This window comes from Archangium gephyra, from assembly GCF_042230915.1.
In the GTDB taxonomy this organism is placed as follows: domain Bacteria; phylum Myxococcota; class Myxococcia; order Myxococcales; family Myxococcaceae; genus Archangium; species Archangium gephyra_B.
Map to the genome: position 1 here is coordinate 6,270,614 of NZ_CP102578.1, position 18,209 is coordinate 6,288,822.

Here is an 18,209-nt window from a genome sequence, read left to right on the forward strand (position 1 = left end):
GGCCATGGAACCCCTTCCTTCTCCCCTGCCCCCCGCCTCCCGCTCCTGGCTCCTGGAGCGGCTGGACTCCCTGCTCTCGGAGTCCCTGCGCCAGGGGTCTCCCACGGAGCTCGTCCGCTACCGGCTCGTGGTGGGCACCGCCTGCTTCTTCGTCGTCTTCAACCTGCTCTACACGGTGGCGGCCCTCTTGTCGGGCCTGCCTCCCTACCCCAGCCTCGCCGCCAGCCTGGTCTACGCCAGCGTCCTGCTGCTCACGCGCCGCTCGGCCACCATCGAGCCGCCCACGGCGCTGCTGTTGGCGGCCGTGTCGCTCGTGCTCATCGCCGCCTCCTTCGAGGGCCATGCCCCCTTTGTCAGCACCCATGCCATCTGCACCCTCATCCCCGTCATCGCCGTGTACCTGTCCGGCGCTCGCGTGGGGCTGTTCATCACCCTGCTCCTGCTCGTGACCCTCAGCCTGGGCTACCCGCTCTACGTCACCTTCACCCACCCCACCCTTCCGCCGCCCACCCCCTACCTGATGTGGTTCGGGCACCTCTTCGCCGGGCTGTCCCTGGTGGGCGCCTGGGGCGTGGGCTCGCTGCACAACGCCGCGCGGGACTCCGCCCAGGGCTCGCTCGAGCGGACGCTGAAGGCGCTCCAGCTGAGTGAGAACAAGCTCAGCAGCCTCCTGGAGAGCACGGATGATCCGGTGCTCTCCCTGGACAAGAAGGGCCTGATGCTGACCGCCAACTCCGCGGCGAGGCAGCTGCACTTCCAGCGTTTCGGCCATGAGCCCGTGGTGGGCCAGCCCTTCTGGATGGAGCCGGAGCGCCGCCAGCGCTGGGCCCCGTACGTGGCCCGGGTGCACGCCGGCCAACGCGAGCGGTTCGAGGACGAGTTCGAAGTGGGGGGCTCACGCCGCCTCATGGACATCAGCCTCAGCCCCCTGCGGGATGGGGAAGGAAGGGTCGTGGGGCTGACGCTCTTCGCGCGGGACATCACCCCTCGCCGGCAGGCCGAGGCCCGGCTGGGAGAGCTGCACCGGACGCTGCTGGACGTGTCCCGGCAGGCGGGCATGGCGGAGATCGCCACCGGCGTGCTCCACAATGTCGGCAACACCCTCAACAGCGTGAACGTCTCCACCAGCCTCGTCATGGACCGGCTGCGCCTGTCGCGTGTCTCCAGCCTGGCGCGGGCCGCCCAGCTCCTGCGCGAGCACACCGTGGACCTGCCCGCCTTCCTCACCCAGGATCCGCGGGGCCTGCAGTTCCCGGCCTTCCTCCAGGCCCTGTCCGAGCAACTGCTGGAGGAGCGCAACACCCTGCTCCAGGAGATGCGCTCGCTGAGCGAGGGGGTGGAGCACATCAAGTCCATTGTCAGCATGCAGCAGCGGCATGCGAGCTCCGCGGGCGTGAGGGAGCAGGTGGCCATGCCCGTCCTCATCGACGAGGCGCTGCGCCTGCACGCCGCGTCCTTCGAGCAGCTGGGCATCCGCGTCGAGCGCGACTACGCCCCGGTGCCGCTGCTCTCGGTGGATCGGCACAAGCTGCTGCAGATCCTCGTCAACCTGCTGAGCAACGCGCGCCATGCGTTGATGGACAGCCCGCGCGAGGACAAGCGGCTGAGCATCGGCATCCAGCCGGCGCCAGACGGAGAGCGGGTGCTCATCGAGGTGAAGGACAACGGCGTGGGCATCGCCCCGGAGAACCTGTCGCGTCTGTTCACGCAGGGCTTCACCACCAAGAGGACCGGCCATGGCTTCGGCCTGCACATGAGCGCCCTGGCCGCCGAGGAGTTGCACGGGCGGCTCACCTGCAACAGCCCCGGCCCCGGCCAGGGCGCCACCTTCACCCTGGAGCTGCCGCTGGCCGAGGAGCCTGGGCCAGGGCCAGTGAGTGGTGGTGGTAGCCATTGAATTCGCGGACCCGTTTCGCGTCGCTGAGGTCCCACCGACTCCGTGGAGACCCGATGTCGCGAAACGCCTGGCCTGCCGCCGCGCTCCCAGCACTGCTCTGCTCCCTCGCCGCCTGCGAGCCGACCCCGCCGCCCCCGCCGCCTCCCGCCCCCTTGCCCGAGGTCACCCTCTCCTGGGTGGGCGCACTCGAAGGCGAATCTTGCACCTCGGGCGTACTGAACCTGGGGGCCTACCACCAGGGAGACAATCCGGAGCAGGTGACGCTGCTGCGCAACGGCCAGCTCGTCGCCAACCTCGTTCCGCCCTACACGTACCCGGTCGACTGCGATCGCGACATGGAAGGAACGCACAGCTTCGAGCTGCGCGCGAAGATCGGAATGCGCTGGTTCACCAGCCCCATCAAGACACTGCGCATCGACCGCACCCGTCCGTACGTCGCCGAGACCTCGCCGAACCTGTCCTCGGTCATCCGGAAGGACTCCCCCATCACCTTCCGCTTCTCCGAGCCGGTCACGGGCGATGCCTCGACGGCGACCACGCTCCGCGATGAAACGGGTCCGCTGGCCCACACCGCCACGCTCTCCGCGGGGGGGACCGTGCTGACGATCGTCCCCAAGAACCCGCTCCGCGCCCCCTCGGAGCTCCAGGCGACCCTCTCGGCGTATGCCTTCTCCGATGCCGCCGGTCTCCGTCCCAAGGAGGTCTCGGTGACGATGTCCTGGCAGGTCCTGCCGTTCATCCGCACGGAGGCGGCGCTCAGCTCGGACCAGCCCGTGGCGCTCGCGCGAGGGCCTTCCGGCACTCCCTGGATGGCCCACATCGACTTCCCGACAGGGGTGACGGTGAGGCGCTGGGCCTCGGACGGATGGAAGCCCATCGAGCCCAACATCCCCGTGGACGGCTTCAACGGTGAGGAGATCGCGCTCACGCTCGATGCGACCGAAGCGCCCATCGTGGCCATCGTCGAGGACCCGTCCGCGGGCGACCCCTTCATCCGGGTTCATCGCTGGAGCGGCGGCCGCTGGCAGCAGATCGGCGGGAACATCGCCGTGTATTCGAAGCAGACCCTCTTCGAGTGGCTGTCCGTCGGTGTCGACAGCCGGGGCAACCCCTCGGTGGCGTGGTACGAGAACTACGCGGTGCAGGTGCGCCGCTGGACGGGTACGGGGTGGGAGGCGCTGGGAGCGCCGATCGGCACGATCAGCGACGACACGGAGAGCCCCGTGCTCGCGGTCGACTCGAAGGATCGGGTGGTGCTCGCGTACTCCCAGCAGCCCGCGGGCAGCTACTACAACCGCGTCGTCGTCCAGCGCTGGGAGAGCGGCGCGTGGGTTCCCCTCGGCACGCCGCTCGCGAGCGCCTCGGTGTTCTCGATCAGCGGCGTCGATCTCACGATCGGGCCCGATGACGCACCGGTCGTGGCGTGGATCGAATCCGGCAACGACTACGATGTCTTCGCCGCGCGCTGGACCGCGGGCAAGTGGGAGATGTCTCCCCTGCTCGGAAAGGCCTTCCTCTACGAGGTGTCGGTCGCGACCGACGTGGACGGCAAGGTGCTCGTCGCGTGGTGGAACGACGATCCGTACGTGGGGCTCGACCGGCGGTGGGTGCACACCGCTCAGTTCGACAGTGGCGCGTGGTCCACGGGGGTGAAGGCCTGCCTGGGCGAGGATCCGCGTGCGACCTTCACTCCCGATGGGACGGCGCTGCTGTGGACCAAGGTCGGGTCGAGCGACTACCAGCCATTCATCGAGCACTGAAGCGCCGCGCTACTTCTCCGGCGCCACGAGCACCGCGCGCACCAGCTCCACCGCCGTCTCCGCCAGTTCCCGGAGCTGGCCCGCGCGGCCCTTCTCGACGGCGACGAGCACCAGCTCGTTGATGCCTCCGACGAGCGCCGTCGCCATGGCGGGCGAGAGCGCGCGCAACTCCGGGTGCTCCCCACGAGCCGTCCGCACCAGTCCGAGCAGCTGCTCGGCGAAGCGCTGGTGCACCTCGCGCCGCAGCTGCAACGCGCGAGGGCCGGCGGCGTGGATCTCCAACAGGTACGTCCGCGTCACCGCGGGCTTCGCCTCGAGCGCGTCCAGGTAGGCGCGCGTCGCGGCGTGGAGCCGCTCCCTCCACGGAAGGCCCGGGGCCGCGGCGGCGGTGGCGATCGCACGCAGCGTCTCCTCGCTGGCGGCCGCGTACGAGGCGAGGAAGCACGCCTCCTTGTCCTCGAAGTGCTCGTAGAAGGTGCGCTTGGACACCCGGGCGTGCCGGACGATGTCCGCGATGGTGGTGGCCGCGTAGCCCTTCTCGGTGATCGACGCCGCCAGCCCCTCGAGCAGCCGGACGCGGCTCGGGTTCTCGGCACTTCCAGGGCTCGGCGCCTCTGACTCAGGGGGGGCTTGCATCTGGTACCGTACCGTACCACAACGGGCTCCACACCCCACCCCACGGGAGTCAGGAATGAAGACAGTACAGGGCAAGGTCGCGGCGATCACCGGCGCGGGCTCGGGCATCGGCCGGGCGACGGCGAAGCTGCTGGCGCGGAAGGGCTGCCATGTCGCGATCTCGGACGTGAACGAGAAGGGGCTGGCGGAGACGGCGGAGCAGTGCGGCAGCTCGGGCGTCAAGGTGCTCACCGCCCGGGTGGACGTGGCCAACCGCGGAGAGGTCGAGGCCTGGGCGGCCCAGGTCGCGCGTGAGCTCGGCGGCGTCAACATCATCATCAACAACGCTGGCGTGGCCCTGGGCTCCACCATCGAGGACATGCGCTACGAGGACTTCGAGTGGCTCATGAACATCAACTTCTGGGGCGTGGTGCATGGCACCAAGGCCTTCCTGCCGCACCTCAAGGCGGCCGGGGACGGGCACATCGTCAACATCTCCAGCGTCTTCGGGCTGATCGGCGTGCCGACGCAGGGCGCCTACAACGCCGCCAAGTTCGCCGTGAAGGGCTTCACCGAGGCGCTGCGCCAGGAGCTGGAGATCGAGGGGCTCCCCATCGGCGTGACGAGCGTGCACCCCGGCGGCATCAAGACCAACATCGCCCGCAACGCCCGCATGACCCCGAGGAAGGGCTGGGTGGATGAAGAGTCCAACAGCGACTTCGAGAAGGCCTTCTCCACCTCGCCGGAGCAGGCGGCCCAGAACATCCTCCAGGCCATCCTCAAGAATCGCCGGCGCCAGCTCATCGGCGCCGACGCGGTGCTGATCGATCTGGTGCAGCGCGCCCTGCCGACCCTCTACCAGTCGCTGCTGGTGGCGGGCGCCAGACGGCGCCGGCAGAAGCTGCTGAACAAGGCCGGGTGATCAGCCCTCCATCACGGGGCCGGCGCCCAGCGGCGCCTTCCCGGCCTCCCGGGTCTTCGGGGCGGGCGTCTCGCGCGGCGTCAGGCCATGGCCACCCAGGGACCCGGAGTGGTAGGCGCGCTCGCCATGGACGTGGGGGTCCAACCCCTCGAACTCGGCCTCGGCGTCCACGCGCAGGCCCACCACGGCCTGCACCACCTTGAGGAGCACGAAGGTGAGGAGCGCGGAGAAGGCGGCCACCGCCAGCAGGCTGAGGGCCTGCTTGCCCAGAAGGGCCCAGTTACCGCCCGCGAGGACACCGTTGGCGCCCGCGGGATTGACGGCCACCGTGGCGAACACGCCGGTGAGCAGGGCGCCGAGCGCGCCCCCCACCCCGTGCACGCCGACGACATCCAGCGCGTCATCGTAGCGGAGGTGCTCCTTGAGGAGGACGCCGCCGTAGCAGGCCGCGCCCGCGAGGAGCCCGATGGCCAGCGCGCCCAGGGGCGAGACGAAGCCGGCCGCCGGGGTGATGCCCACCAGGCCCGCCACGAGCCCGCTGGCGGCGCCGAGCGCGGTCACCTTCTTGAGCCGCACCAGATCCACGAAGCCCCATGCCACCGCGCCGGCCGCGGCCGCCAGGTGGGTGTTCGCCGCGGCGACGGCGGCCAGCTCATTGGCGGCGAGCGCGCTGCCCGCGTTGAAACCGAACCAGCCGAACCACAGCAGCCCCGCGCCCACCAGGGTGAAGGTGAGGTTGTGCGGAGGCTGACGCGCGCCCCGGCGGCGGCCCACCACGAGCGCCACCACGAGCGCCGAGACACCACTGGTGAGGTGCACCACGGCGCCGCCCGCGAAGTCGAGCGCGCCCAGCTTCAGCAGCCAGCCGTCCGGAGCCCAGACCCAGTGCGCCACGGGGGCGTACACGAACGTCGTCCACAGCACGGTGAAGAGGAGGAAGGCGGAGAACTTGAGCCGCTCGGCATACGCGCCGCTGATGAGCGCGGGCGTGATGGCGGCGAAGGTGCCCTGGAAGAGGAAGAAGAGGATGTGCGGCAGCGAACCCTTGGCCTCCGTCCCCACGCCCTTCATGAACAGGTGCGTGGCCCCTCCGATGAGCCCTCCGTGGCTCTCCCCGAAAGCAAGCGAGTAGCCCCACAGCGCCCAGACCACCGTCACCACCGCCAGCGCGCCGAAGCTGTGCATGAGGGTGGAGAGCACGTTCTTGCCCTGCACCATGCCCCCGTAGAAGAGCGCCAGGCCTGGCACCATCAACATCACCAACGCGCTCGCCACCAACACCCACGCCACATCGGCTCCGACGATTCCGCCCGGCATTCTCACCTCGCACGGTCTGGGCCCGTGGGCCCGCACACCTCCGAGGCATTGCAACGCGAGGGCCAACCCCCGGGGGGCGGCGCCATCCCCTCGAAATCAGGGGGTTCTCCGGACGGAAGCAACCTGTCAGGCGGGACGGCTGCCCGGCCTGTTTCCTACAAAATTGTCATTTCCCCGGGGGAAGCCGACAAATTCGTAGGGCGCCTCGGGGCTCCGCCGGGAGGGGGTCCGCCGCGCGTCACGCCCTGCTACCCGAGGGGGGCCGCGTCAACCTCCTACGTTTTTGTCGCTTCCGGGGTGGCTTCCTACAACTTCGTAGGATTGTCTCCATGGGTTGACGTCCGTGCCGCACCGCATTGTGACGTTGCGTTCAGGTTGTCCAGGCAACAGGACCACATGCTCGCCCCTCGGCGTTGGTGGAATCCCTGATTCTCTCTTTTTCAGAGAATCCAGCTTAACAAGACAAACCGGACAGGGGATGGTGCGGCCTCGGTCCCGTCCCCCCCACCCCTGACAACGAGGCCGGCGATGAAACGCCTTGGTACCCTTCTGTCTTGTGCCGCGGTGCTGGTTGCCTGTGAGCCGCCCCCGGACGCCCCCCGCCCGGCGCCCACCGAAGCCGCCGGAGTGACGACGCAGACGATCCGCGACGACGTGGCGGGCATCGCCATCGAGGTGCCGAGCGACTGGCGCGTGCAGCAGGATCCGGTGCTGTTCAACACCTACGGCTTCGCGCTGTTCGAGCCCGGCGGCCCCACGAGTGGCGGGCATGAGCGCTCGCCGGTGGCCCGCGTGGCGCTGGCGTACCAGGTGAAGCCGGACCAGATCGAAGGCCTGGTGCGGGAGCTGATGAGCAAGTACCAGGAGTTCTCCCCCACCCGCGCCGAGGTGGTGGTGGGCCAGGGCCTGCGAGGCACCGTGGTGAGCGGCCTGCCGGGCACGGATCCGTACTCGCTGGTGTACGTGGCGGACGGCGAGCGGGTGTACCGGATCGGCCTGTGGACGCTGGAGCCGGGGCTGGACTCGCGCGCCCGGGGCGTGTTGGCGAGCCTGCGCTTCGAGCAGCCCCAGCGCTCCGTGCAGTCGCTGAACCTGGTGCCCGTGGAGCAGGCGAAGTACGCCGAGCCCCCCGCCGAGCAGATGGAGCTCAACAGGCGTGCGCAGGCCGAGCGCACCCTGCTGACCGCGATGGAGGGTGGCGAGCCCAAGCAGGAGCAGCTGCGGGAGGCCGAGGTCTCCGCGCAGCAGGTGGCGTGCGAGTTCGGACAGCCGGGCGGCCTGTTCTGGCAGACGGTCTGGGACTACACGAACCAGTTCTACAGCGGCTACACGACGGTCTACTCCGGCACCTACTACAACCTCCGCCCCGGGGATCCGGGCTGGAGCGCCATGAGTGGCAACTACGGCAGCTGGTGGGGGCAGAACTACCACATCCGCAAGTGCAACACGGGGCTGCTCAACCAGTACTACGCCAACGACTGGCCGGCGCATAAGAACGCCAATGTGTACCCGGCCACCACGGGCGTCGTGGAGTGGGCGGGCTGGGACTATGCCGACAGCGAGGGCTACTACACGCTGGGCAACTACGTGGTGGTCCGCAATGGCAGCTACCGGGCCATCATGGCGCACCTGACGAGCATCGCGTCTGGCATTGCGTGGGGCACGAGCGTCGGCATGAACACGATCATCGGCTACGCCGGCAAGACGGGAGGCCCGTGGGATGAGCACGTGCACTCCCGGATCGCCTACGGCGAGTCGCTCACCTACAACGGCCAGCCCTATGGCGGCAGCACGGTGTGGCCCACGAAGCTGCGCTGCGTCTCCTGCCGGGCGACGGATCCGGGTGATGCCGCGGGCAACGGCGACGGGCAGTTCGATCTGAAGGACAGCACCGGAGCCAAGTTCTACACGCGCTTCTACCACGGCCGCTGGATGAGGGGCTGAGCGCCCCCGTCTCAGTCCTTGATGAAGTCAGGGAACGCGATGTCGATGGGGCCGTCGAACCACGAGGCGTACGCGCGCTCATCCGCCACCGGATAGACGCGCCCGTACGTCTCGCGGAAGTGGGTTGCCCAGTCCGGCTTCCGCCCATCGACATCGGAGAAGCCATACTCCCGGGCGAGATCCCAGGAGCTGAAGACGCGGCCCGCCTTGCGCCGGACGTCCGGGTCCGCGGCGAGCGCCGCGACTCCGCGCGCCACGTAGTATGGCGTCTCCGAGGCGATGAAGTCGGGAACCTTCGCCGCGCCCTCACGCCAGTTCGCCTCGGTGACGCCGAAGTGCTCGAGCATCGCCTCCGAGCGGAGGAAGCCCGGCGTGACGGCGAGGGCGGTCATCCCGGGCTTCTTCCGGAGCTCGGTGGCCATGGCGAAGGCGAGCCGGATGACCGACATCTTGGCCAGATCGTAGAAGAGGTTGCCGCGATAGCCGAAGTGGTCGCCATCGGTGACCTCGACGATCAGGCCTCGCTCCCCCTCGAGCATGAGGGGCACGGCATGGCGGCTCGTCACGATGTGGGTCCAGACCGCCCGATCGAGCAGCAGGCGCCCCTTCTCCAGGGAGAGCTTCCAGAAGGGCGCTCCGAACTCGGTCAGCTCGTCGCCTCCCCAGATGTCGTTCACGAGCACATCCAGCCGGCCCTGCTCGGCGCGGATGCGCGCGCAGAGCGCCTCGACCTCGGACTCCACCGTGTGGTCGGCACGCACGGCGATCCCCCTGCCCCCTCGCGCGGTGACCAGCTCGGCCGTCTCCTCGATCGTCTCGGGACGCCGATCCAGCTCGAGAAAGGGACCGGGACCCTTCCCTCGCTCCGTCTGCGCGCGGGTGCTGCGGCCCGTGCAGTAGACGGTCGCCCCCGCCTCGCCGAGCGTGCAGGCGATCGCGCGCCCCGCTCCGCGGGTGGCTCCAGCGACCAGGCAGATTCGTCCTTCCAGCGTCTTCTTCATGGCGGCTCCCTCCGAGCTGCGTCCACATCCTCAAGATGAGTGCCGGAACCCTAAAGGACGATTGTTGACACCTCCTGTCAGGAATGGGCGCTACCCTTGGGGCCCCCATGCGCGCTGACCGGTTGGTGAGTCTGATGCTCCTGCTCCAGGATGAACGGCGGCACACCGCCGAGGAGCTGTCCCGGCGCCTCGAGGTATCGCCGCGCACCATCTACCGGGACCTCGATGCGCTCTCGTCCGCGGGCATCCCCGTGTACGCCCAACCCGGCTCGACCGGGGGCATCGGCCTGCTTCCGGGCTGGCGCACCAACCTCACGGGCCTCACCGAGCCCGAGATCCAGGCGCTCACGAGCGCGCATTCGATCGATGCCCTGGACGACCTCGGACTGGCGGACCCGCTGCGCACGGGGCTCGTGAAGCTCGCCGCGGCGCTCCCCAGCGTGCAGCGGACGGCCGCCGAGCACGCACGGCAACGGCTCCACATCGATGGCTCGTCGTGGTTCGGCGAGAAGGACCCAGTGCCGCACCTGGCTGTGCTCCGCGAGGCGGTCTTCCAGGACCGGAAGGTCCGGCTGGGCTACCGCGACTTCGAGGGCGCCCGGAGCACCCGGGTGGTCCACCCGTACGGTCTGGTCATCAAGGGCGACCACTGGTACCTCGTCGCCGACGACAAGGGCGTGACGAAGGTCTTCCGAGGCTCACGGGTGGAGGGGGCGCGCATGCTGACCGACTCGTTCGTGCGCCCCGCGGAGTTCGAGCTGCGTGCGTTCTGGAAGGACTGGTGCAAGCGGTTCGCGGCCCAGCGGGCCCGCTATGAGGTGACCGTGCGCCTCACCGCCGAGGGAGCCGAGGCGCTCGCGGCGATACGCCCCGGCTCGGAGCGGGAACGGCTCCGCGCGGGCACCGTGACGGTCGACTTCGAACGGCTCTCGATCGCTATGTCGCAGCTCGTCTTGATCGGCCGTGGGGCCGAGGTGCTGGAGCCCCCGGAACTGCGCGCCCGCCTCGGAGCGCTCGCACGAGACCTGAGCGATCTCTACGGCACGCAACGCCCATCGTGAGCTCTTCCCAGGCCGAGAGGGCCTCGTTCAAAGTTGGCGGTGAAATAAAAACCCGCCCCTCCCGTCCAGATGGGTGTTCGCAGCAATCCACACCGGGAGCCTGCACCATGAAGACGCTGAAGCCGTTCTCCTCCGCCCTCGTTGCCGCCCTCCTCCTCGCCGGTTCCGCGCACGCCCAGTCCCAGAAGGGTCAAATCCGCGCGCCGGACCGCCAGGAAGAGCGCCAGGAAGCGCGGCAGAACGCCGCCGAGCGCAAGGATGACCGGATGGACGTGGCCGAGCTGGAGCGCGTGCTGGAGCGCTTCGACAAGGCGAGGGATCGCCGGCACAACGCCGCCGAGCTGGCCTCGGTGGACAACCGGCTGCGCGAGCTGCTGAGGGCGGAGCTGGCCGAGGGCCGCAACGAGAAGGCCCAGGCCCGGACCGAGACGCGCCGGGAGTGGGGCGAGAGCCGCGCGGAGAACCGGGAGGATGTCCGGGACGCGCGCGTGGAGGCGGCCTCGCAGTCGGCACGCAAGACGATCGCCCGCGAGCTGAACTCGCTCATGGGAGCCCGCTCCCAGGCGCAGCTCAACCGCAAGCGCGAGCTCATCGTGGAGCTGGTGCGGCTCGGCAAGCAGGAGCTGCGGCAGGACCGGCAGGAGCAGCGCGAGGACCGCAAGGACCGGCGCTACTGAGCACCTCCCCCGCCCCACCGTCCCTGGCGTGACACGCGCGACTCAGCGCCGTGTGTCACGCCGCTTCTGCTGACGCGCATACTCCGAACGCAGCGCGCCGCCGATGCGCTTGCCCGCGACCTGGGTCATCTTCGAGACGGGGTTGCCCAGCTTCCGGGGCTTGATGGAGCCCCCGTTCGTCTGCGGGGTGGGATACCGGTTGTCCCTCATCCTCATGGGGTGCGTCCTCGCGGCAGAGGAGCCGAGGCTGGTGTGAGGCGAGAGCGCCCGCCAGCCCGCTCGGAGTCAGACCATCCATGATCCGTAACGCCCGGCGGCCCCCGCTGATGCCCGAAGCTCTGGAGAGCGGCCACCGGGCGGCCTGACGACCCCTGGGCACCGCCCGTGTGTCTGGCATTCACCCCAGGGTCGTACGTAGGGGCCCAGGCGCTTCCTGGCCAGGTGGGGACTACTTTCCCATGCTGCTGATGTCTCAGAGCAATGGGACTTTCGTCTCCAGCCCGGGGGAGGAAATACGGAGTGAACCTCGAGACACATCGGTCCACGAGTCCGCCTGCTTCCCTGGCGGACCTGCTGGACTCCCGGCGAGAGACCATCACCCAACAGTGGGTCGAGCGGCTGCACGCAGGCCTGGCCCCAGGTCCGCGGACCCGGTCCGCGCTGGAGGATCACCTCGGGGAGTACCTCCGCGAGCTGGCCGCCGTGCTCCGCCGGGCCGAAGACAGTGGGAACGCCACGGTGCCGGACCAGAGCACCGAGGCGCGGGCGCACGGGAGCGAGCGCCTGAGCCAGGGCTTCGATCTTCCCACGGTGGTGCGGGAGTATGGCGTCCTGCACGACTGCATCCTCGAGCAGGCGAGACAGGCGGGCCTGTCCCCTTCCCTCACCGAGGTGCAGCGCCTGGTCTCCTTCGTCGTCACCGGCATCGCCGAGGCGGTGGACGCGTACACCCTCCAGCGTGACGAGGAGCAGCGCCAGAACGAGCTCACCGTGAACCAGGAGGCCGAGACCACGCGCGCCCGGCTGCTGAAGGAGTCCGAGGCCCAGCGCGAGCGCCTGGCCGCCCTCTTCCAGGAAGCGCCCGCGCTCATCTTCGTGCTGCAAGGGCCCGAGCACATCCTCACCCTGGCCAACTCCCGCCTCCACCAGGCCATCGGCGTGCGGGACATCCTGGGCAAGCCCCTGCGCGAGGCCCTGCCGGAGCTGGAGGATCAGGGCTTCCGCGTGCTGCTCGACAACGTGTACCGCACGGGCGAGCCCGCCGTGGGCCACGAGGTGCGCGTCTGGGTGTACCGCGACGGCGGCCCCCCGGTGGAGTGCTTCTTCAACTTCGTCTACGCGCCCAACCGGGGCGCGGATGGGCGGGTGGAGGGCGTCTTCGTCCACGCGGTGGAGGTAACGGAGCTGGTGCGCGAGCGCCACAAGACGGAAGAGGCCCTGGCCCTGCTGGACACCCTGCTCACCACCGCCCCGGTGGGGCTGTCCTTCATGGACCGGGATCTGCGCTACGTGCGCGTCAACCAGATGCTGGCGGACATCATCGGCGCCCCCATCGAGGACATCCTCGGCCAGGGCGTGAAGGAGCTCCTTCCCGGGCTGGCCTCCCAGCTCGCGCCCATGCGCCGGAAGGTGCTGGAGACGGGGCAGCCGGTGCTCGGCCAGGAGGTGACTGGCACCACCCCCGCGACGGGCGGAGAGCTCCACCACTGGCTCATCAACCACGCCCCGGTGCGCAACCGCGCCGGCGAGGTCTTCCTCGTGGCCAGCGCGGTGCTGGACATCACCGAGCGCAAGCGCGCCGAGAGCGCCACCGAGGAGCGCTTCCGCCTGCTGGTGGAAGGCGTGGAGGACTACGCCATCTTCATGTTGGATCCCGAGGGCCGGGTGGCCAGCTGGAATCCGGGCGCCGAGCGCATCAAGGGTTGGAAGGCGGAAGAGGTGCTCGGCCACCCCATCTCCCTCTTCTACCTGCCCGGGGACGTCATGGCCGGGGTGCCCGAGGAGGCGCTGCGCATCGCCGCCTCCGAGGGGCAGTACCGCACGGAGGCCCTGCTGGTGCGCAAGGACGGCACCCGCTTCTGGGCGGACGTCCTCATCAGCGCCCTGCGCGACGAGCGGGGCGGCCTGCGCGGGTTCGCGAAGATCACCCGTGACATCTCCGCGCGGCGGCAGGCCGAGGAGGTGCTGCGCGCGACGACGCGGCGGCTCGAGGCCATCCTGGAGACGGCGGTGGACGGCATCATCACAATCGACGAGCAGGGCACCATCCAGAGCGTCAACCCGGCCACGGTGCGCATCTTCGGCTACGCGCCCGAGGAGCTGCTCGGCCGGGAGATGCGCTACCTGGTGCCCGAGCCCCAGCAGCGCCGGAACATCGGCCCGGGGGTGCGCAAGCTCATCGGCATCGGGCGCGAGGTGTACGGCCGGCGCAAGGACGGGAGCGTCTTCCCCCTGGAGCTCTCCGCCAGCGAGACGCTGCTTCCCCAGGGGCGCTTCTTCACCTGCCTCGTGCGCGACATCACCGCGCGCAAGCGCGCCGAGGAGGCCCAGGCCCTCTTCGTCGAGGTGGGCACCCTGCTCTCCCAGTCACTCGACGTCCACACCACCCTGAAGAGCCTCGCCTCGCTCGTGGTGTCACACCTGGCGGACTACTGCATGGTGGATCTGCTCGGCGAGGACGGACAGCTGCACCGGCTGGAGCTGACGGCCCGGGACGCGGATCGGCAGGCGCTGCTGCACCACTCGATGATGTACCCGCCCCACCTGGGCAACGGGGGCGTCATGCTCCAGCTGTTGAACACCGGCGTGCCCCTGGCCGAGCCGGACGTCACCCCCGAGTGGCTGGACACCATCGCCCGCAACGAGGAGCACCGGGCCCTGCTGGAGGCGCTCGCCCTCAAGTCCGTCATCCTCGTGCCCCTGGTGGCGAGGGATCGCAAGCTCGGCATCATCTCCTTCGCGTGGAACCGCTACCGCCCCACGTGCACCTCCACGGACCTGGAGGTGGCCCGCGGGGTGGCCGATCGCGCGGCCATGGCGCTCGACAACGCGCGGCTCTACCAGGAGGCCCAGGCGGCCATCCAGGAGCGCGAGGATCTGGTGGCCATCGTCAGCCATGACTTGCGCACGCCCCTCAACGCCATCGCCCTATCCGCCACCACGCTGCTCAAGCGCGAGGACGTGGACGAGCGCACCACGAAGGCGGCCCAGCGCATCCACGGCTCGGCGGACCGGGCCAGCCGGATGATCCGGGATCTGCTCGACTTCAACCAGGCGCGCATGCGGGGCATCCCCGTGCACCGCGAGCCGCTCAACCTCCACGAGCATGTGCGGCGGGTGGTGACGGAAGTGCGGCTGGCCTGGCCCGAGCGGCGCATCTCCTTCCAGGCCAACGGAGACGGCTGGGGCGAATGGGATGGGGATCGGCTGGCCCAGGTCGTCACCAACCTGGTGGGCAACGCGCTCCAGCACAGCCCGCGCAACACGCCCGTGCGGGTGTCCACCCGGAGTGAGGGCGAGGACGTCCTGCTCGAAGTGCACAACGAAGGCAACCCCATCTCCCCCGAGGTGCTCCCGGGGCTCTTCGAGCCCTACCAGCGGGGGCCGGAGGCCGGGGCGCGCCAGGGGAGCCTGGGGCTGGGCCTCTTCATCACCCGGCAGATCGTCCTGGGCCACGGCGGCACCATCGACGTGAGCTCCACCGAGGAGGACGGCACCACCTTCACCGTGCGCCTGCCGCGGCGCGTGGCGGATCAGGACCAGCTGATGTCGTAGTCCACGTCGAGCGGGGACAGGCGGTGGCCGCGCACCATGACGCCCGGGACGGCGGAGCGCTCCACCACGGCGGTGAGGGTGCCCTCGATGTAGAGCATGGGGAGGAAGTCCCGGCGCGCCACCATCCGCACGTGCTTGTCCCCGAGCCGCTCCATGGTGCGCTCGCCATAGCTCAACGCGGCCCGGCAGGCGTTGGGGAAGGCGGAGAGCAGCCGGTGGGGCTCGTTGCCGGCGAGCGCCACCATCGTCTTGCCCACGGTGGAGTGGAGGAAGTCGTCGGTGGCCCGCCGCCCGAGCCGGTGCAGGACGGCATCCCTGCCGCCCAGCTTCGGGCCGAGCACGTCGGCGGCGGTGTAGATGGCCTTGAGGAGGTCGGCCACCGGGTAGCTGCGGAAGTCGACGTACTTCCGCTCACCGGCGGCCGCGACGCACTTCAAGCGGGCCTCCTCGCCCCCGAGCGAGCGCGTCGCATCGAACAGGCCGTTGAAGAACATGCCGCGGGCGGTATCCGCGGGGGTGGCCAGCGAGAGCAGATGTTCCAGTCCAGGAGACGGAATGGCGGAAGTGGGCAAGGGCACGGTGGGTACTCCAGGAACTTGTCCGGCAGCCGCTATTAGAGCGCAAAACGGCGCCTTGACCACCTATCGCGTCCTCAGACCCGCTCAGGACCCACCACCACCCCTCCCCGCCTCCGGGATTCCTGGATTTCTCGGCCGCGCTACAGCGATGTAGAGCGCCCACCAGAGCGATGGAAGGAATTGAAGCGCTCGTGCCGGGTGGAGCGACAATCACAGTTCACGGGCAACGAATTGCCGCCGGTACCTCGCGGCGGACGTCGCGGACTCACGGCTCACTCTCGGACGGCTCGGGAAGCCGGTACGTGCACCAGGCACTGACCCGTCCGGAGAGCAGGCAGGCCCGTCCCCTCCCGTTTCCCGTTTTGTTGATTTGAGGACAAACTTTCTGGCACCCATGCTCGCCAGCCCCGTTCCCGCCCTGCGCCCAGAGCCCGTCCTCTTCTCGCCCTCCCTGGAACAACTGCTCACCTGCTACCCGACGGCCCCCGCGGCCGAGCAGAGGTTGCGCGAGCTGCATGCGCTGCTGACGTCGGCCCGGCCCCGGGCGCCGCTCGCGGCCCGGATGGCATGGCTGGAGGAGCTGGCCCATTGGCTCCAGGCCCCTGGCGCCACACCGTCGCGGCGCGGGCGGCTGGCACCGGTGGAGTCCCCGGGCTCGGCGCGCCTGCGGCTGCTGGTGGAGGTGCTCGGCGAGGCGCCCGCGTGGTGCGAGGCCTTGCGCACTGTGCTCGCCTCCGTGCTCGCCGAGACGTCCGCGCTGAGGTTGTTCACCGAGCCGGGCCTGTCCGCCGGACGCGGCCTCCTGGGAGATGCCGTGGCGCGGCTCGGACAACGGCTCGTGCCCCCCGCGCCAGACGAGCGGGAGCTGGCGCAGTGGGTGTGGCGCCTCTTCCCCGGCAAGGAGGGTCAGGCCTTCCTGGACGAGCTGTCCGAGGAACTGGTGGTGGCCCTCTGTGCCCTGCTGCGAGCGCCGTCCTTCGCTCCGCTGACGGAGGCGGTGGAGGACGCCGTGCTCGTGCTCGCCGCGCGCGCGAGTGCCCTCGGCCTGGCGAGTGACGTGCTCGCGCGGTTGCCTCCGGGGCCGCTCAAGCAATCCCCCTTCGTCCGTCTGCCGCGCGCATGTGAGGCGCTGCGGGTGGAAGTGCAGGCGGGCGCGCAGGGGGCCGCGGTGGATCGGAGACGCGAGGCCTGCGCCGAGGCCATCGCCGGTTGCCGCGCCGCCGCGCAGGAGGTGCTGCGCCACATGGATGCACACGCGGTGGGGACGGATCTCGTCTACCGGCTCGAGCAGCTCGGCCACGCGCTGGATCGGCTGGAGTCGCTGCTGTGGCTGCTCGCCCCGGACCGCGCCCGCGCCACCCCCGGCGCCGCGCTCCGGCTGCTCTCGTCCCTGGTGGATACACACGCGCGCGAGCGCAGCGTGGCGGCGCTCTTCCACAGCAGCGTGCAATGCATCTCCCGGCGCATCTTCGAGCACACCGGCGAGGTGGGCCGCCACTACATCACCACCACCCAGGACGAGTACCACCAGATGGTGAGCGCGGCGGCGGGCGGAGGGCTGCTCACGGCGGGCACTGCGGCGCTCAAGCTCACCATCACCTTCGCGGCGCTCCCGCTCTTCTTCGAGGGGCTGGCGTCCGCCGCCAACTACGCCCTGTGCTTCCTGCTCATCCAGCTGCTCGGCTTCACCCTCGCCACCAAACAGCCCTCCATGACGGCCGCGGCCCTGGCGGCCTCGCTGGACGTGAAGGCCGGCGACAAGGGCATGCACAGCCTGGTGCAGCAACTGGCCTGCATCACCCGCTCCCAGCTGGCCTCGGTCTTCGGCAACCTCGGCGCGGTGGTGGCCACCGTCACCTTCGTGAGCCTCGTCCTCCAGGCGCTCTGGGGCCGGCCGCTGCTGGAGGCCAAGGAGGCAGAGTACGTGGTGCGCTCGCTCCACCCGCTCGAGAGCGGCACCCTCCTCTTCGCCGCCCTCACCGGCGTGCTGCTGTGGTGCTCGAGTGTCTTCGGCGGCTGGCTGGAGAACTGGGTGGCCTACCAACGCCTGCCCGAGGCGCTCGCGCGTCACCCCGGCCTGCGCTGTCTGCTCGGTGAGGCCCGGGCGAAGTGGCTGGGCGAGGCCCTCGCGCGTCACGCGTGCGGCCTGGGCGCCAATGTCAGCCTCGGCCTGCTGCTGGGCATGACGCCCGCGGTGTGCCGCTTCTTCGGCCTGTCCATGGACGTGCGGCACGTCACCCTCAGTGCCGGCACCCTTGCCTTCGCCGGCTCGGCGCTGGGGCCCGAGCGGCTGGTGGAGCCGGAGTTCCTCTGGGCGGTGGTGGGGCTCCTCTGCGTGGGCGTCATCAACCTCGCCGTGAGCTTCTCGCTGGGGCTCTCCGCGGCGGTGCGGGCCCGGGGCCTGGAGCCGGTGGGCTTCCTGCGCCTGGCGTGCGCGGTGCTCGCGGGCGGCCTCCGCTCCCTGTCCGCCTTCGTCCTCCCTCCCGTCACCCTGCTGCCGGCCCACCCGCCCGCGTCACGCTACGGGGTGCGGTCCGCGGCACGCCCGCGCGCTGCCACCCGTCACGGGGACGGCCTCCGGACCCCCTCCAGTCTTCACGGTCCCAGCAGGTGAAATCGCCCGGGCCTGGGCCGTCCCATTCCTGGACTTTCCGTGTCGGTCC

At 70.2% G+C, this 18,209-nt stretch carries 13 protein-coding genes; 8 read left to right on the plus strand and 5 right to left on the minus strand.

Annotation, left to right across the window (positions count from 1 at the left end; translation table 11 throughout):
• Positions 1–4: 4 nt before the first annotated feature.
• Positions 5–1,897, plus strand: a complete 1,893-nt coding sequence (locus NR798_RS24660) for a nitrogen regulation protein NR(II) (protein ID WP_375764931.1) — start codon at positions 5–7, stop codon at positions 1,895–1,897.
• A gap of 53 nt (positions 1,898–1,950) precedes the next feature.
• The gene (locus tag NR798_RS24665; RefSeq protein WP_375764932.1) at positions 1,951–3,657 is read left to right on the plus strand and encodes an Ig-like domain-containing protein; all 1,707 of its coding nucleotides are present in this window, start codon (positions 1,951–1,953) and stop codon (positions 3,655–3,657) included.
• Between the two features lie 9 nt (positions 3,658–3,666).
• Here NR798_RS24665 and NR798_RS24670 read toward each other — a convergent pair whose 3' ends face one another.
• The gene (locus NR798_RS24670; protein WP_375764933.1) at positions 3,667–4,293 is read right to left on the minus strand and encodes a TetR/AcrR family transcriptional regulator; all 627 of its coding nucleotides are present in this window, start codon (positions 4,291–4,293) and stop codon (positions 3,667–3,669) included.
• 55 nt (positions 4,294–4,348) lie between these two features.
• Between NR798_RS24670 and NR798_RS24675 the strand changes: the two genes are divergently transcribed.
• Positions 4,349–5,194, plus strand: coding sequence for an SDR family NAD(P)-dependent oxidoreductase (locus NR798_RS24675; protein WP_375764934.1), 846 nt, complete (start codon positions 4,349–4,351; stop codon positions 5,192–5,194).
• Here NR798_RS24675 and NR798_RS24680 read toward each other — a convergent pair whose 3' ends face one another.
• Complete coding sequence (locus tag NR798_RS24680) at positions 5,195–6,511, minus strand: ammonium transporter (protein WP_375764935.1); 1,317 nt, start codon at positions 6,509–6,511, stop codon at positions 5,195–5,197.
• A 528-nt stretch (positions 6,512–7,039) separates the two neighbouring features.
• On the opposite strand from NR798_RS24680, the gene NR798_RS24685 reads away from it, so the two are divergent.
• Positions 7,040–8,455 (plus strand): M23 family metallopeptidase, encoded by a 1,416-nt coding sequence (locus NR798_RS24685; RefSeq protein ID WP_375764936.1) that lies wholly within the window; start codon positions 7,040–7,042, stop codon positions 8,453–8,455.
• An 11-nt stretch (positions 8,456–8,466) separates the two neighbouring features.
• Here the strand turns inward: NR798_RS24685 and NR798_RS24690 are convergent, their stop codons facing one another.
• On the minus strand, positions 8,467–9,456 hold the full coding sequence (locus NR798_RS24690; protein WP_375764937.1) for an SDR family oxidoreductase: 990 nt from the start codon (positions 9,454–9,456) through the stop codon (positions 8,467–8,469).
• Positions 9,457–9,590: 134 nt separating this feature from the next.
• On the opposite strand from NR798_RS24690, the gene NR798_RS24695 reads away from it, so the two are divergent.
• Both NR798_RS24695 and NR798_RS24700 read left to right on the plus strand, forming a co-directional pair.
• The gene (locus tag NR798_RS24695; RefSeq protein ID WP_375764938.1) at positions 9,591–10,517 is read left to right on the plus strand and encodes a helix-turn-helix transcriptional regulator; all 927 of its coding nucleotides are present in this window, start codon (positions 9,591–9,593) and stop codon (positions 10,515–10,517) included.
• Between the two features lie 107 nt (positions 10,518–10,624).
• Complete coding sequence (locus NR798_RS24700) at positions 10,625–11,194, plus strand: hypothetical protein (RefSeq protein ID WP_375764939.1); 570 nt, start codon at positions 10,625–10,627, stop codon at positions 11,192–11,194.
• A gap of 42 nt (positions 11,195–11,236) precedes the next feature.
• Here NR798_RS24700 and NR798_RS24705 read toward each other — a convergent pair whose 3' ends face one another.
• The gene (locus NR798_RS24705) at positions 11,237–11,410 is read right to left on the minus strand and encodes a hypothetical protein (protein WP_375764940.1); all 174 of its coding nucleotides are present in this window, start codon (positions 11,408–11,410) and stop codon (positions 11,237–11,239) included.
• Positions 11,411–11,713: 303 nt separating this feature from the next.
• On the opposite strand from NR798_RS24705, the gene NR798_RS24710 reads away from it, so the two are divergent.
• Complete coding sequence (locus tag NR798_RS24710) at positions 11,714–14,968, plus strand: PAS domain S-box protein (RefSeq protein ID WP_375764941.1); 3,255 nt, start codon at positions 11,714–11,716, stop codon at positions 14,966–14,968.
• Here NR798_RS24710 and NR798_RS24715 read toward each other — a convergent pair.
• Positions 14,947–15,546, minus strand: a complete 600-nt coding sequence (locus NR798_RS24715) for a DUF2378 family protein (RefSeq protein WP_375764942.1) — start codon at positions 15,544–15,546, stop codon at positions 14,947–14,949. The two genes, NR798_RS24710 and NR798_RS24715, sit on opposite strands and share 22 nt — an antisense overlap.
• 394 nt (positions 15,547–15,940) lie before the next feature.
• Between NR798_RS24715 and NR798_RS24720 the strand changes: the two genes are divergently transcribed.
• Complete coding sequence (locus NR798_RS24720) at positions 15,941–18,160, plus strand: site-specific recombinase (protein ID WP_375764943.1); 2,220 nt, start codon at positions 15,941–15,943, stop codon at positions 18,158–18,160.
• Positions 18,161–18,209: the final 49 nt, after the last annotated feature.

Coding starts and splice junctions, on each gene's coding strand:
- NR798_RS24700 (WP_375764939.1), top strand. CDS start 10,625: ATGAAGACGCTGAAGCCGTTCTCCTCCGCCCTCGTTGCCGCCCTCCTC.
- NR798_RS24675 (WP_375764934.1), top strand. CDS start 4,349: ATGAAGACAGTACAGGGCAAGGTCGCGGCGATCACCGGCGCGGGCTCG.
- NR798_RS24670 (WP_375764933.1), bottom strand. CDS start 4,293: ATGCAAGCCCCCCCTGAGTCAGAGGCGCCGAGCCCTGGAAGTGCCGAG.
- NR798_RS24690 (WP_375764937.1), bottom strand. CDS start 9,456: ATGAAGAAGACGCTGGAAGGACGAATCTGCCTGGTCGCTGGAGCCACC.
- NR798_RS24720 (WP_375764943.1), top strand. CDS start 15,941: ATGCTCGCCAGCCCCGTTCCCGCCCTGCGCCCAGAGCCCGTCCTCTTC.
- NR798_RS24680 (WP_375764935.1), bottom strand. CDS start 6,511: ATGCCGGGCGGAATCGTCGGAGCCGATGTGGCGTGGGTGTTGGTGGCG.
- NR798_RS24660 (WP_375764931.1), top strand. CDS start 5: ATGGAACCCCTTCCTTCTCCCCTGCCCCCCGCCTCCCGCTCCTGGCTC.
- NR798_RS24695 (WP_375764938.1), top strand. CDS start 9,591: ATGCTCCTGCTCCAGGATGAACGGCGGCACACCGCCGAGGAGCTGTCC.
- NR798_RS24705 (WP_375764940.1), bottom strand. CDS start 11,410: ATGAGGATGAGGGACAACCGGTATCCCACCCCGCAGACGAACGGGGGC.
- NR798_RS24685 (WP_375764936.1), top strand. CDS start 7,040: ATGAAACGCCTTGGTACCCTTCTGTCTTGTGCCGCGGTGCTGGTTGCC.
- NR798_RS24665 (WP_375764932.1), top strand. CDS start 1,951: ATGTCGCGAAACGCCTGGCCTGCCGCCGCGCTCCCAGCACTGCTCTGC.